The organism is Amycolatopsis balhimycina FH 1894 (assembly GCF_000384295.1).
GTDB lineage: Bacteria > Actinomycetota > Actinomycetes > Mycobacteriales > Pseudonocardiaceae > Amycolatopsis > Amycolatopsis balhimycina.
The window spans coordinates 8,983,145-8,996,955 of the sequence record NZ_KB913037.1; the positions used below are offsets into that span (position 1 = coordinate 8,983,145).

15 protein-coding genes are annotated in these 13,811 nt (G+C 71.7%); 10 read left to right on the forward strand and 5 right to left on the reverse strand.

The genetic code is table 11. From position 1 onward, the window contains the following. Positions 1-30 precede the first annotated feature (30 nt). On the reverse strand, positions 31-975 hold the full coding sequence (locus A3CE_RS0141440) for a ferritin-like domain-containing protein (RefSeq protein ID WP_020646006.1): 945 nt from the start codon (positions 973-975) through the stop codon (positions 31-33). Between the two features lie 109 nt (positions 976-1,084). Here A3CE_RS0141440 and rimP point away from each other — a divergent pair, with 109 nt between their 5' ends. From rimP to A3CE_RS0141470, 7 genes are all read left to right on the forward strand, one after another. Further along, positions 1,085-1,618, forward strand: a complete 534-nt coding sequence (gene rimP, locus A3CE_RS0141445; RefSeq protein WP_026469359.1) for a ribosome maturation factor RimP — start codon at positions 1,085-1,087, stop codon at positions 1,616-1,618. Continuing rightward, positions 1,615-2,661 carry a transcription termination factor NusA gene (nusA, locus tag A3CE_RS0141450; RefSeq protein WP_020646008.1) on the forward strand — a complete coding sequence of 349 codons (1,047 nt, stop codon included), beginning with the start codon at positions 1,615-1,617 and terminating at the stop codon, positions 2,659-2,661. Before rimP ends, nusA begins: the two co-directional genes overlap by 4 nt. Before the next feature lie 77 nt (positions 2,662-2,738). Continuing rightward, positions 2,739-3,056, forward strand: a complete 318-nt coding sequence (locus A3CE_RS52395; protein WP_080582936.1) for a YlxR family protein — start codon at positions 2,739-2,741, stop codon at positions 3,054-3,056. A gap of 78 nt (positions 3,057-3,134) precedes the next feature. After that, positions 3,135-6,152, forward strand: coding sequence for a translation initiation factor IF-2 (infB, locus tag A3CE_RS0141455; protein ID WP_026469360.1), 3,018 nt, complete (start codon positions 3,135-3,137; stop codon positions 6,150-6,152). A gap of 70 nt (positions 6,153-6,222) precedes the next feature. Next, positions 6,223-6,516: a DUF503 domain-containing protein gene (locus A3CE_RS0141460; RefSeq protein WP_020646010.1), complete on the forward strand. Its 294-nt coding sequence runs from the start codon at positions 6,223-6,225 to the stop codon at positions 6,514-6,516. Between the two features lie 19 nt (positions 6,517-6,535). Further along, on the forward strand, positions 6,536-7,030 hold the full coding sequence (gene rbfA / locus A3CE_RS0141465) for a 30S ribosome-binding factor RbfA (protein WP_020646011.1): 495 nt from the start codon (positions 6,536-6,538) through the stop codon (positions 7,028-7,030). 3 nt (positions 7,031-7,033) lie between these two features. Next, positions 7,034-7,858 (forward strand): alpha/beta hydrolase, encoded by an 825-nt coding sequence (locus A3CE_RS0141470; protein ID WP_020646012.1) that lies wholly within the window; start codon positions 7,034-7,036, stop codon positions 7,856-7,858. Positions 7,859-7,874: 16 nt separating this feature from the next. Here the strand turns inward: A3CE_RS0141470 and A3CE_RS0141475 are convergent, their stop codons facing one another. Genes A3CE_RS0141475 through A3CE_RS0141485 form a run of 3 tightly spaced genes read right to left on the reverse strand, consistent with a single transcriptional unit; the run spans position 7,875 to position 10,154 of the window. After that, positions 7,875-8,969 (reverse strand): hypothetical protein, encoded by a 1,095-nt coding sequence (locus A3CE_RS0141475; protein ID WP_020646013.1) that lies wholly within the window; start codon positions 8,967-8,969, stop codon positions 7,875-7,877. Between the two features lie 25 nt (positions 8,970-8,994). Further along, positions 8,995-9,612 carry a class I SAM-dependent DNA methyltransferase gene (locus A3CE_RS0141480; protein ID WP_020646014.1) on the reverse strand — a complete coding sequence of 206 codons (618 nt, stop codon included), beginning with the start codon at positions 9,610-9,612 and terminating at the stop codon, positions 8,995-8,997. Further along, positions 9,609-10,154, reverse strand: coding sequence for a TetR/AcrR family transcriptional regulator (locus tag A3CE_RS0141485; protein ID WP_020646015.1), 546 nt, complete (start codon positions 10,152-10,154; stop codon positions 9,609-9,611). The genes A3CE_RS0141480 and A3CE_RS0141485 overlap by 4 nt, the downstream gene beginning before the upstream one ends. A gap of 158 nt (positions 10,155-10,312) precedes the next feature. Here A3CE_RS0141485 and A3CE_RS0141490 point away from each other — a divergent pair, with 158 nt between their 5' ends. Both A3CE_RS0141490 and A3CE_RS0141495 read left to right on the forward strand, forming a co-directional pair. Next, positions 10,313-10,540, forward strand: a complete 228-nt coding sequence (locus A3CE_RS0141490) for a hypothetical protein (protein ID WP_003084005.1) — start codon at positions 10,313-10,315, stop codon at positions 10,538-10,540. 21 nt (positions 10,541-10,561) lie between these two features. Beyond that, the gene (locus A3CE_RS0141495) at positions 10,562-11,713 is read left to right on the forward strand and encodes an SPFH domain-containing protein (protein WP_020646016.1); all 1,152 of its coding nucleotides are present in this window, start codon (positions 10,562-10,564) and stop codon (positions 11,711-11,713) included. Between the two features lie 22 nt (positions 11,714-11,735). Here the strand turns inward: A3CE_RS0141495 and A3CE_RS0141500 are convergent, their stop codons facing one another. Then, positions 11,736-12,767, reverse strand: a complete 1,032-nt coding sequence (locus A3CE_RS0141500) for a TRM11 family SAM-dependent methyltransferase (protein WP_026469361.1) — start codon at positions 12,765-12,767, stop codon at positions 11,736-11,738. A gap of 25 nt (positions 12,768-12,792) precedes the next feature. Here A3CE_RS0141500 and A3CE_RS0141505 point away from each other — a divergent pair, with 25 nt between their 5' ends. Beyond that, positions 12,793-13,782, forward strand: a complete 990-nt coding sequence (locus A3CE_RS0141505; RefSeq protein WP_026469362.1) for a DHH family phosphoesterase — start codon at positions 12,793-12,795, stop codon at positions 13,780-13,782. The last annotated feature ends 29 nt before the right edge of the window (positions 13,783-13,811 follow it).

Consider the following 13,811-nt stretch of genomic DNA (forward strand, 5'->3'; position numbering starts at 1 on the left):
TAAGTCCCTCAATGTGCCATTCACGGACTTTCAGCCCGCTTGGCCGGGCATGGCGATCGCCACCGGCTTCTCGCCGGCTTCGGACCGCCACGGCGTGCCGCGGCGGGAGGCGGCGACCAGCGCGTGCAGGGCCGTCGTGCGCAGGCCCGCGTCGTCCGTGTGGTTGATCACCGCCAGCCACGCCGACGCGCAGTCGGCTTCGGCCGTCGCGACGACCAGCGCCGCCGACGCCGCGTCCGTCACCGGCTTCTTCGGCACGTACGCCGGTTCCGGGGCGACCGGGGTCGCCCCGGACGCCGACAGCATCGTCTGCAGGAAGTCACGGCGCAGCGCGTGCTCCGCGGCGCCGCTCTTCTCAGCGTCGCCGAAGGCGCCCGGCAGGAACGCGCTGACCAGCCCGTACACCCACACGGCGGCGTGCTCGGCGGCGAGCGCCACCTGCAGTGGGTCCACCGCCTCCTGGGGGACGGCGCCGGGCGGCGCGGCTCCCACCTTCGGGGCGTCTTCGCCGGGCCCGAGAGCCGGGGCGACGCGCTGGAGCGACGCACAGCCCGCCGCGACCGCCGCGACCAGGCCGGCGCGGTAGCGCGGCAGCCCGCCGACGAGGTCTTCGGCCTGCTTGCGGGCGGTCGCCAGCCGCTCCTTCAGATCACTGAGCGCCGCGGGCGCCGGCGGCGCCGGGGACGGCGACGGCGCGGGCCGGTTCAGGCGGTCCACTTCGGACTTCAGCGCGGCCGAGTGCGCCGCGCGCGCGTCGGCGACTTGGCCCGCGGCGTCGGCGTCCTTGCCCGCGGCCAGTGCCCGCGCGGCGGTGGCGTCCGCCTGGGCGGCGGCCAGCAGCGGCCGCAGCGGGTCGGGGCTTTCGTCGTAGCCGGGCCCGCAGGCGGCGAGGGGGACGGCCAGCGTGGTCAGGGAGGCCAGCGCCCCCGCGCGGAGGGCGGCACGACGGGTCAGCTCGGTCGGTCTTCCGGTCACGCCGCCCCATCCTGCCAGGCCCCTGGCCGCCCCCGCCGCTCGCGCGGGGTGACCGGGCGACCGGATAAGCTGGTCCACCACCGACCCGACCGAGACAGGAGAGCCCCACGTGCCAGGAGAACTCGCCAGCCGGCTTCAGCCGATAGTGGCCGAAGCCGTCACCGCCGCGGGTTTCGACCTCGATTCGTTCGAGGTGCAGCAGGCCGGCCGGCGGCAGCTGGTCAAGGTCGTCGTCGACGCCGACGACGGGGTCGGGCTGGACGAGGTCGCCGAGATCAGCCGCAAGGTCTCGGCGGTGCTCGACGAGAACGAGCACGTGCTCGCGAGCGCCTACACGCTGGAGGTCACCTCGCCGGGCCTCGACCGCCCGCTCACCCAGCCGCGGCACTGGCGGCGCGCGCGGTACCGCCTGGTGAAGGTCACCCCGGCCGACGGCGCGCCCTTCATCGGCCGGGTCGGCCACGCGGGCGCGGACGCCGCCCGCGTCCTCGAAGGCGGCAAGATCCGCGAGGTCCGCTACGCCGACGTGGCGAAGGCGGTCGTGGAGATCGAGTTCAAGCAGCCGCCCGCCGAGGACCTGAAACTGCTCGAAGACGACGCGTCCGGCATGATCGCCGCCGAGACGGAGAAGGGGTCGAAGTGAACGTCGACATCGCCGCGCTACGGGCGATCGAACGGGACAAGGACATCCCCTTCGAAACGGTGATCGAGGCCATCGAGACGGCCTTGCTCACCGCGTACAAGCACACCGAGGGCCACCAGGCGCACGCCCGCATCGACATCGACCGCAAGACGGGGCTGGTGCGCGTCCTCGCGCGCACGCTGACCCACGACGGCGAGACCGACGAGGAGTGGGACGACACCCCGGAGGGGTTCGGCCGGATCGCCGCCACCACCGCGCGCCAGGTCATCCTGCAACGCCTGCGCGACGCCGAGCACGAGAAGACCTTCGGCGAGTTCTCCACCAAGGAGGGCGAGATCGTCGCCGGCGTCATCCAGCGCGACGCCCGCGCCAACGCGCGCGGCATGGTCGTCGTCCAGGTGGGTGACACCGAGGGCGTGCTGCCGTCCGCCGAGCAGGTGGCGGGGGAGTCCTACGAGCACGGCAGCCGGATCAAGGCGTACGTCGTCACGGTCTCGCGGGGCAACCGCGGCCCGCAGATCACGCTCTCGCGCTCGCACCCGAACCTGGTGCGCAAGCTGTTCGCGCTGGAGGTCCCGGAGATCGCCGACGGGACGGTGGAGATCGCCGCCGTCGCGCGCGAGCCGGGGCACCGCACGAAGATCGCGGTCAAGTCGACCGTGGCGGGCGTCAACGCCAAGGGCGCGTGCATCGGCCCGGTCGGCGCGCGCGTGCGCAACGTGATGAGCGAGCTGGCCGGTGAGAAGATCGACATCATCGACTACTCCGAGGACCCGGCCCGCTTCGTCGGGAATGCGCTGTCGCCGGCGAAGGTTGTTTCGGTACGAGTCGTGGACGAGCGGGCGAAGACCGCCCGCGTCGTGGTGCCGGACTTCCAGCTGTCGCTGGCGATCGGCAAGGAGGGCCAGAACGCCCGTCTTGCCGCCCGCCTGACCGGCTGGCGGATCGACATCCGCAGCGACGCCGCACCGGCTGACGACGAGGGTGATCAAGACCACGCCCGTCCGCCGCGGCCCGCCGCGACAACCGGTTCGGCTGAGTGAATGTCGAAGCGCTAGACTCAGGAGTGGTTCAACGCCCGCGGCGGGTAGCCGAGCACCAGCCCCACCGGAATTCCCCGGTGCGGACTTGTGTCGGCTGCAAGCGGCGGGCATTGATCGGTGAGCTGCTGCGCGTGGTCGCGGTGGCCGGGCGGGTGGTCGTCGACGAACGTCGGCGGCTGCCGGGCCGGGGAGCTTGGCTGCACCCCGACCCGGACTGCCTGGCCAAGGCCGAACGGCGGCGAGCCTTCCCGAGAGCCTTGCGGGCTCCCGGGGCGCTCGACGCCCGCGAGGTCCGCGAGCACGTCGGGCGCACCACTCCGCACCACGACCCCGGGACGTCCCCGGGGTCGCGAGGAATCAAGGAAGCAGGTCGACCCGTCATGAGTCAGCCGTGAAGCTGAAGCCATGAGCGTCAGACAATAAGGACGAGGTCAGCGGGTTTTCCGCCTGGCCTCCCCTAGATGAGGAGAGCTGTGCCAGGCAAGGCCCGAGTACACGAGCTCGCTAAGGAGCTCGGCATTACCAGCAAGGACGTTCTCGCGAAGTTGAAGGAACAGGGCGAGTTCGTCAAGTCCGCGTCGTCCACGGTCGAGGCGCCCGTCGCCCGCCGTCTTCGCGACGCGTATGCGCCCAAGGGCGCCAAGAAGCCCACCCCCGGCCCGTCGGCGCGCCCCGGTCCGCCGGCCGCCAAGCCCGCCGCCCCGAAGCCCCCCGCGCCTGCCCAGCAGGCTCCGGCGGCCCAGGCGGCTCCCGCTCCGGCCCCGTCGGTCCAGGCGGCTCCGGCCGCACCCCAGCAGCAGGCGCCCGCGGCGTCGAAGCCGGCCACCCCGGGGCAGCGCCCCGGTCCCCGGCCCGGCCCGCGTCAGCAGCCCGCCGCGCCCGAACCCCAGGAGCAGGTCCCGGCCGCCAAAGCGGAGGCTCCGGCCGCTCCGAAGCAGGACACCCCGGCCGCGCCCGCGCAGGGCACCGGCTCGGTCGTCCCGCCGAAGCCGCAGGGCCCCAAGCCCGGCGGTCCCAAGCCCGGCCCGCGCACCCCGCGCGTCGGCAACAACCCGTTCGGCGTCGGTTCCGGCGCCCCGCCGCGCCCGCAGGGCCCGCGCCCCGGTGGCGGCCAGGGCGGCGACAACCGCCCGCCGCGTCCCGGCGGCGGCAACCAGGGTGCCGGTGACCGTCCGGCCCCGCGCCCCGGTGGCGGCGCCGGTGGCAACCGGCCGAGCCCGGGCAACATGCCCCCGCGGCCGAACCCCGGCATGATGCCGGGCCGCACGCAGCGCCCGGCCGGTCCCGGCGGCGGCGCCCGCGGTGGTCCCGGTGGCGGCGCCCGTGGCGGCCCCGGTGGTGGCGGCGGCGGTCGTCCCGGTGGCGCCGGTGGCGGCGGCGGTTTCCGCGGCGGTCCCGGTGGCGGTGGCGGCGGCGGTGGCTTCCGTCCCGGTGGTGGCGGCGGCGGTGGCGGTGGCTTCCGTCCCGGTGGCGGCGGTCCCGGTGGCGGCGGCGGTGCCCCGGCCGGTGGCGGCGGCGGTTTCCGTGGCGGCGGCGGTGGCCGTGGCGGCCCCGGTGGCCGTGGCGGTACCGCGGGTGCCTTCGGGCGTCCCGGTGGTCCCTCGCGCAAGGGCCGCAAGTCGAAGCGGCAGAAGCGCCAGGAGTACATGGACAACATGCAGGCGCCCAGCGTCGGCGGCGTCCGCCTGCCCAAGGGCCAGGGCGAGACGATCCGGCTGCCGCGGGGTGCTTCGCTGACCGACTTCGCCGAGAAGATCGACGCCAACCCGGCTTCGCTGGTGCAGGTGCTCTTCCACCTCGGCGAGATGGTCACCGCGACGCAGTCCGTGTCGGACGACATCCTCGAGCTGCTCGGCGGCGAAATGAACTACCACGTTCAGGTCGTCAGCCCCGAGGAGGAGGACCGCGAGCTGCTGGGTACCTTCGACATCACCTACGGCGACGACGCGGGTGGCGAAGAGGACCTGCAGGTCAGGCCGCCGGTCGTGACCATCATGGGTCACGTCGACCACGGTAAGACCCGCCTGCTCGACACGATCCGGAAGACGAAGGTCCGCGAGAGCGAGGCCGGCGGCATCACGCAGCACATCGGTGCGTACCAGATCGAGACCGAGCTCGAGGGCAACCCGCGCCTGATCACCTTCATCGACACCCCGGGTCACGAGGCGTTCACCGCCATGCGTGCCCGTGGTGCGAACTCGACCGACATCGCGGTGATCGTGGTGGCGGCCGACGACGGTGTGATGCCGCAGACGGTCGAGGCGATCAACCACGCGCAGGCCGCCAAGGCCCCGATCGTGGTCGCGATCAACAAGATCGACAAGGAAGGCGCGAACCCGGACAAGATCCGGCAGCAGCTGACCGAGTACAACCTCGTGGCCGAGGAGTACGGCGGCGACACGATGTTCGTCGAGATCTCCGCGCGGCAGAACATCAACATCGACGGCCTGCTCGAGGCGATCCTGCTGACCGCCGACGCCGCGCTGGACCTCCGGGCCAACCCGGACATGGAGGCCCAGGGTGTCGCGATCGAGGCGCACCTCGACCGCGGCCGCGGCCCGGTGGCCACCGTCCTGGTCCAGCGAGGCACGCTGCGTGTCGGTGACTCGGTCGTGGCGGGTGACGCCTACGGCCGCGTCCGCCGGATGGTCGACGAGCACAACGTCGACGTCACCGAGGCGCTGCCGTCGCGTCCCGTCCAGGTCATCGGGTTCACCTCGGTGCCGGGTGCGGGCGACACCTTCCTGGTGGTCGACGAGGACCGCGTCGCCCGGCAGATCGCCGAGCGCCGTTCCGCTCGTACGCGCAACGCGCTCAACGCGTCGCGCCGCAAGCGGGTCAGCCTCGAGGACCTCGACTCCGCCTTGAAGGAGACGAACAGCCTCAACCTGATCATCAAGGGTGACAACTCGGGTACGGTCGAGGCCCTCGAAGCCTCGCTGCTCCAGCTGGACGTCGGCGACGAGGTCGAGCTGAACGTGGTCCACCGCGGTGTCGGTGGCGTGACCGAGTCGGACATCGACCTGGCGACCGCGTCCGACGCGATCGTCCTCGGGTTCAACGTCCGCGCCCAGGGCAAGGCGACCGAGCGGGCCACCCGCGAGGGCGTCGACGTCCGGTACTACACGGTCATCTACCAGGCGATCGACGAGATCGAGCAGGCCCTCAAGGGCATGCTCAAGCCGGAGTACGAAGAGGTCGAGCTGGGCCGCGCGGAGGTTCGCGAGGTCTTCAAGTCCTCCAAGATCGGCACGATCGCGGGTTGCCTGGTCATGTCCGGCGAGATCCGGCGCAACGCCCGGGCCCGTCTCCTCCGCGACGGCACCGTCGTCGCGGAGAACCTGCCGATCAGCTCGCTGCGGCGGTTCAAGGACGACGTGGTCGAGGTTCGCGAAGGCTACGAGTGCGGTCTGACGCTCGGTTCGTACGGCGACCTGAAGGTCGGCGACCTGATCGAGACGTACGAGCAGCGCGAGAAGCCGCGAGCGTAAGGACGATCGACACCGGGTGTGCGTTCTCGCGCACACCCGGTGTCTCCCTACTACACCACCAAAACTGCCTATGTTCGTCGGAGCTCTCGAGCTCGACATCCTGCTCGGCGAAGTCCATTCGCTGAAGCAGAAGCGATCCGTGGTCCGTCCGGTGCTGGCCGAGGTGCGCAAGCGCTTCGCCGTGTCGGTGGCCGAAGCCGGACACACCGACCTGCACCGCCGGACCCTCATCGGGGTGGCCGTGGTCGCCGAAGGTGGCGAGCACGTCCGTGACGTGCTCGACTCGTGTGAGCGGTACGTGGCGAGCAGACCGGAGTTCGAACTGCTTTCCGCGCGCCGCCGGCTGCTCGGTCCGGACGATTAGCACTTTCTAGGAGAACGACATGGCCGATCCTGCTCGAGCTCGCAAGCTCGCCAAGCGGATCTCGCAGATCGTCGCGTCGGCGATCGAGCACGAGGTCAAGGACCCGCGGCTGGACTACGTGACCATCACGGACACGAAGGTCACGGGCGACCTGCACGACGCGACGGTGTTCTACACGGTGCTCGGCGAGAAGCTGGACGTCCCCCCGGACTTCGCCGGTGCCGCCGCAGCGCTCGAATCGGCGCGCGGCGTGCTGCGCACGAAGGTCGGGCAGGGCACCGGAGTCCGCTACACCCCGACGTTGACCTTCGTCGCCGACACGATTCCCGAGGAGTCGAAGCGGATCGAAGATCTCCTCGCGAAGGCCCGCGAGGCCGACGCGGAGGTCGCGCGCCGCTCGGCCGGTGCCCAGCACGCGGGCGACGCCGACCCGTACAAGGCTCCTCGCGAGGACACCGAAGACTCCGAAGACGCCGAGACCGACGAGTTCGCGGAGGAGGAGAGCCGGGGCTGACCCGTGCTCTCCCGCCGTGGCCTGCTCGCCGGCAGCGCACTCGCGCTGCTGGCGGGCTGCTCGTCCCCACCGTCCGGGCCACCACCCGGCCCGCCCGCGGTGCCGGAGCCGACCCGCCCGTCGGCGTTGCGCGACCCGGTGACGGTGCAGCGCATGCACTCGGCGGCCCGCGGCACCGACGTCGACCTGGTCCTGATCACGCCCGAAGGCGTCCCGGCTTCGGGGCTGCCGGTGTGCCTGGCCCTGCACGGCCGAGGTGCCCAGGCGCGGACGTTCCTTTCGCTGGGCGTCCCGCAGCTGCTGACGGCGGCGGTCCGCGCCGGAACACCACCGTTCGCGGTCGCCGCGGTCGACGGTGACCACTACTGGGTGAACGTCGGTTCGGACGACGACCCGCAGCGCATGCTCACCGACGAGGTCCCCGGCTGGCTGGCGGGACGCGACCTGCGCCCGGCGTCGGCGGTGTTCGGCATTTCGATGGGCGGCTTCGGCGCGTTGCGGTTCGCCCGCGCCCACCCGGACCTGAAGGCGGTGGCCACGGCGAGCGCGGCGCTGTTCGTCAGCTGGCCGGACGCCCGCAGCCGCAAGGTGTTCGCGGACGAGGCCGGCTGGCGGGCTTCCGAACCCCTGCTGCACACGGCCGACCTGCGCCCGGAGGCCGTCGGCGTGTGGTGCGGCGAGTCGGACCCGTTCCTGGGCGCGGACCGCAAGCTGGTGAAAGCCGTGAACCCGGCGGTGTCCCGGTTCTCGCCGGGCAAGCACGACGACGAGTACTGGCGCGGCGTGCTGCCGGACGTCCTGAAGTTCGTGGGGGAGCGCCTGGCGTGACCGGGTTCTCCGAGCGTCAGGCCACCATCGCGAAGGCGCTGTAGTACTCGCCGTCCATCACCCGGGTGCCGCTGCGGTCGGGGCTGACCTCGGCGCCCACCCAGCCCTGGAACGTCCCCGCGTCGTCGATCACCTGCAGCAGCGGCCGCACGTGGCTGTTCCCCAGGTAGCACCCGTCGTAGGACAGGCATTCGCACCAGAACTCGTAGCTGTTGCGCCGGCCGCCCAGGTCGCCGGTCAGGTAGTAGAACCGCCGGTCGCCGCTGTCGGCGAGCTTCTTCACGCACGCGTCGTAAGCGGGGGTGCCGGGGTTCGGGCAGCAGGAGGCCGCGTCGCAACCCGCGTTCTTCTGCACGTGTCCGAGGCACGAACCATCCGTGCAGGCGTTCCAGGTGGTGTCCACCGTGAAACTGCCGCCCGACCCGCGCGCCACGGTGGTGACCTTCAGCTTGTTCCAGCTGTGCGCCTCGTACTTGTACGAGCGCTGCGCAGCGCGGATCTCGCTCATCGACGCCTTGCCGGTCTGGGCCAGTGAGGCGTTGCTCCCGTACGCATAGCCGCTGGTGATCGAGTAGGTGTCGTTCACCAGCTGCATCCGGCCGAGACCCGGGTGCAGCTCGGAGACCGCCCAGGTCTCGCCGAGGTTCACCGCGGTCGTCGAGCCGTTGATGGTGCTGCTCGTCCAGGTGATCGTCACCTGGCCGGACGTCGAGTCGTAGGCGTAAGTGCCGGTGAAGTGGCCGTTCGGGTCACCGGTGAACCCGGGCGCGGTCTTGATCGCGCAGTTGTTGCGCGGGTTGGTGCCCGGCTGGAACTCGCCGCAGTAGTAGACGTCCCCGCTGTTCACCGGAACGGGGTAGTCGCGCTGGCTCCACGTCCAGAAGTTGTGCTGGACGGCGTTGCTCGACGGGTCGAACACGAGGTAGCCGAGCCGCAGGTAGTTGCTGCCGGCGGCGTCGGTGAACCCGGCGACGCTGACCACCCAGTTCTGCTTGCCCAGCGGCGTCGGCGCGGCCTGCGCGGCGGACGCGCCGAGCAGCAACGTCGAGGCGAGCACCGAAAGGACGACAGTCACGAACACGCCGAACCGGCGGAAAACCCCCATCTGCATGGGGAGAGCGTAACTCATGAACCGGCTATTTCGAAGCGAACAAGATCGCCTGAGGCACTTCGGCCGCGGGGTTCAGCAGCCATTCCGCGTCCACGGTGAAGCCGGCTTCCCGCACCCGCCGGGCCAGCCACCACGGCTGCCGGAGGTGGACGTTGACCCGCATCGGGTGCCCGCCGTAGCCCTGGGTCTTCAGCCGGGTGCCCGCGCCGACGTGGTAGCCGATCATCAGGCGGCCACCCGGCCGGAGCACGCGGTGGAAGTGGCCCAGCGTCACCGGCACCGACTCGTCCGGGATGTGGATCAGCGACCAGGACGCCAGCACACCCGCGACCGACGCGCCGGGCAGCGCGAGGTCCGTCATCGACCCCACCTCGAACCGCAGGTCCGGGTGCGACCGGCGGGCCAGGTCGATCATCCCCGGCGAGAGGTCGATGCCGGACGCGTCGACCCCCAGCGAAGCCAGGTACGCCGTGAAGTGCCCCGGGCCGCAGCCGGCGTCCAGCGCCGGCCCGTCGACCTGCGCTGCGAACAGTGTCAGCGCCGCCTTGAGGTATGGCTCCTTCTCGAGTGCGTCCGACACGAAATCCGCGTAGCTGTCCGCCACCGTGTCGTACGAGGTGGCGGTGTCCGCGAGCCAGGTCATATCCGCGAGCGTAGCCCGTCGAGCACCAGGGCGAGGCCACGCCGCCAGTCCTGCGCCGCGGAAGCCCCGGCGAACACCACGGCCAGGTCGGCGAGCTGGAAGTCCGCGCGCAGGACCCCGGCCTCCTGCGCCCGCTCGATGATCCGTCGCATCCGGGAAGCGTTGGCGTGCTTGGCTTTCTCCAGCCCCGACGCCGGATCGAACGCCCGCGCGCACACCTGGGTGAACCCGCGGTCGGCCACCTGCATCAGGATCGACCGCTCGAGGAACAGGACGAAACCCTCCCAAGGGTCCTCGCACGCAAGGGCCTCTTCGCTGAGCGCCTGTGCTTCTTCCAGCGTCGGCAGGAACGCGGCTTCGACGAGGTCCGCCCGCGTCGGGAACCGGTTGTAGAGGGTGCCGATCGCGACCTCGGCGCGCCGCGCGATCTCGTCGAGCGGGGCGTCGACGCCCTTGGCGCCGAAGACTTCCCGTGCCGCCGCGACCAGGGCCTCCCGGTTCCGCCGGGCGTCCGCGCGCAGGGGACGTTGCTCGACGGTCACACTCCGGAGTATAGCCGCGGCCGCACGCCCGAGCGGCCCACCCGGTTGCCTCCTGATCGGAACCTCACAGTGCCTGCCGCGCGCGTCCGCCGGGAGCACAATGGGTCCCAGCGGGGGTGATCCCGCACCGAGACGGCCACCGAGGGGGGTCGGCACCCATGCATTCCGATCTCTCCCCGTCCGGCCGCACCGGAGTCCTCCTGGTCGGCACCCGCGGGCAGCGGGGTCCCGGGGAGGTGCTGATCAGGATCAGGGGCGGCCTGGAAACCTTCCTTGCCTGGTCCGACACGGAGCTGCCGAAGGGCACGACCGTCCTGGTCGTGGAAACCCGGGGACGGCGCACGGTCGACGTCGTGGCGTGGGACGCCTCGGATCCCGCTTCCTAGTGCTCGCAGAAGGAAAATTCGATGTTCGGTTACCGCGTGCCGGCGCCCAACGAGGCGATGCTGATCTCCGGGGGCAACAGCAAGAGCGCGTCGCCGTTCCGGGTCGTCACGGGCCACGGGGCGTTCGTCATGCCCGTGTTCCGGAAAGTCCGGTTCCTCACGCTCGCCATGTGCGAGGCGGAAGTGACCGAAGTGTGCGTGACGAAGCAGGCCATCGCCCTCACCGTCCGGGCGGTGATCGCGTTCAAGGTCGGCAACGACACCGAGAGCATCGTCAACGCCGGCCAGCGGTTCCTCTCCGACCAGGACCAGATGTCCGTGCTGACCGGCCGGATCTTCGCCGGCCACCTGCGGTCCATCATCGGGTCGATGACGGTCGAGGAGATCATCACCGAGCGGCAGAAGCTGGCGACCGAGGTGCTGGACGGCTCGGCCGTCGAGATGGCGAAGATCGGCCTCACCGTCGACGCCCTGCAGATCCAGTCGATCGACGACATGAAGCTCGGCTACATCGCCGCGATGGCCGCGCCGCACAACGCCGCCATCCAGCGGGACGCGCAGATCGCGCAGGCCGTGGCGAACAAGACCGCGGCGGAGGCCGAACAGGAGTCGCAGCGGACGCAGGCGGAGTACGCCCGGCAGACGTCGATCGTGCAGGCGCGGTACCGGGCCGAAGTCGAGGCGGCTCAGGCCCAGGCCGCCCAGGCCGGGCCGCTGGCGCAGGCGAAGGCGCAGCAGGAGGTCATCGACGCGCGCACCGAGCTGGCCCAGCGCGAAGCCGAGCTGCGGCAGCAGCAGCTGGTCGCCGAGGTCATCAAGCCCGCCGACGCGGAGGCCGAGCGGATCCGCATCCTGGCGATCGCCGAGGCGGAGAAGATGCGCGTGCAGGCGGAGGCGGCGGCGTCGAACAACCGCGTCGCGCTCGACCGGATGCTCATCGACCAGCTGCCGCAGATCGTCAAGGAAGCCGGGCGCGGGCTGTCCGGGGCGAACGTCAACATCCTCAACGGCGCCGACGGCCTCGGCGAGATGGCCGCGGGGCTCGTGGGCCAGGGACTGTCCATCTTGGACTCGGTGAAGCGCGGCCTGAGCACGCCGCCGGCTCCTGCCGGGGCGCCGGAGGACAACGGGCACGCTCCGACGCCGGCGAGGGGTGAGCTCACCCAGTCCTGAAAGCGCTTTGCCGACGCACGACTCAGGAAGCGGGTTTGGCCGCGACGACCAGGTCACGCAGGATGGCCTGGTCCACCCGGTGGGAGAACTCGTCCCACGGCCCGCCCTCCCGGACGTCGAGCCCGGCCTTGCGCAGCACCTCGACCAGTTCCTCGCGCGGCAGCACCGTCGTGTTCCACGAGATGCCGAGCGCGCCGCCGGGCCGCAGCACCCGGGTCCACACGGGAACGGCGGCCGCGAGCAGGTCTCGCGGGCTGCGCTGCAAGCCGGCCTCGCGGTGGCTGCCGTGCTGCACGCCGTACGGCGCGTCGGTCACGATCACGTCGAAGGAGTTCGCCCGCAGCACTTCGTCGGTGGTGAGCGTGTCGGCGTTGAAGTAGGTGAGCTTGCGCGTGTCGCCCGCTTTGTACGCGTCCTTGTCCAGCGCGTACTCGATGTCCAGCCGCCGCCCGAGCCGGACCTTGTTGCGCCGCAGCTGACCCGCCTCGGCCGTGTGCTTCACGCGCTTGTTCCGCAGCCACGTCTTGATGAACGCCTCGTAGGCTTCGAAGTCCTTGGCGTCGACGTCCAGGCCGGTCGCGTGCAGGCCGTACATCATCGCCTGGTTCAGCGTGGTGCCGCGGCCGCACAGCGGGTCGAGCAGGTACTTCGGCTTGTCCGAGAACGGGTCCGCGGTCGCCATCAGCGTGACGTTCACCAGCAGCTTGGTGAACAGCTCGTTCGTCTTGCCCGCGTACTTCTGGATGGTCAGCAGGTCCGAGTCGGCCTTCGCCAGCGGCGTCACCCGCACCGGGCGCAGGACGTCGTCACCCAGCTCGAACAGCGCGTACAGCGACGAGAGGTTCGACAACAGCGCGAGGTCGCGCTCGCCGAGCGGTGCCGAACTGGTGAGGCGCACGTAGCCGACGCCACCGAGTTCGACCTCGTCGATCGCGGACAGCTCGGCCGCCAGGCCCGCGCCGAACACCGCCAGCTCGGCGCGCAGCAGCGCGGGGGCGGAGGCGGCGTAGACCCGGTTGGCCGAGGGGTAGACCAGCATCGCGTACTCAGGCATCCCGCAGAGCGTAGCGTGACGCACCGTGACCCCTACTTTGGCGCAGGACATCCGGGACGCGGCCGCGCTGCTCGCGTCGGCCACCGACGTGACGGTGCTCGGGCACGTCCGGCCGGACGCGGACGCCCTGGGCAGCGCGCTCGCCCTCGGCCGGGCGCTGCTCCAGCGCGGCGCGAAGGTGCGTGTCTCCTTCGGCGAGCCCGACGAGGCCCCGGAGACGCTGCGGTGGCTCGACGAGGACGGCCTGCTCACCCACCCGGACGACCTGCCCGACACCGAAGCGCTGCTGGTCTGCGTCGACACGCCGACGCCGAAGCGGCTCGGCCGGCTCGCCGGGCGCGTCGAGCTCGCCGGCGCGGTGCTGGTGATCGACCACCACGCGACCAACACGTTCTACGGCAGCTGCAACGTGGTCGACGAGAGCGCCGAGGCCAGCGCGATCCTCGTGTTCCGGGTCCTCGAGGAGATGGCCGTCGAGCTGGACGAGCCGATCGCGCGCGGGATCTACGCGGGGATCGTCACCGACACCAGCGGGTTCCGGCGGGCGAGCCCGGAGACCCACCGGATGGCGGCGCGGCTGCTGGAAGCGGGCGTCGACGCCGAAGCGGTGGTGCGGCGGATCGTCGACGAGCGGCCGTTCGCCTGGCTGCCCATGCTGTCGTCGGTGCTTCGCGAGGCTCAGCTGGAGCCGGAGGCGGCCCAGGGCCGGGGTTTCGTGCACGCAGTGGTCCGGGAGGAGGCGGCGCGGACGGTCCGCGCCGAAGAGGTCGAGTCGGTCGTCGACGTCGTCCGCTCGGTGCGCGAGGCGGCCGTCGCGGCGGTGCTCAAACAGGACCTGGCGAACCCGGCGCAGTGGCAGATTTCGTTGCGCTCCAAGGGAATCGACGTCTCGGCGGTGGCGGCGGAGTTCGGCGGCGGCGGGCACCGGCAGGCCGCGGGCTGCACGATCGCGGGCTCGGCTTCGGAGGTGGTCGCGGGTCTGCGCGACGCGCTGGAGCGGGCGCCGCTGCTCTGAGCCGCGAGGCCAGGTCCTGAATGACTCAT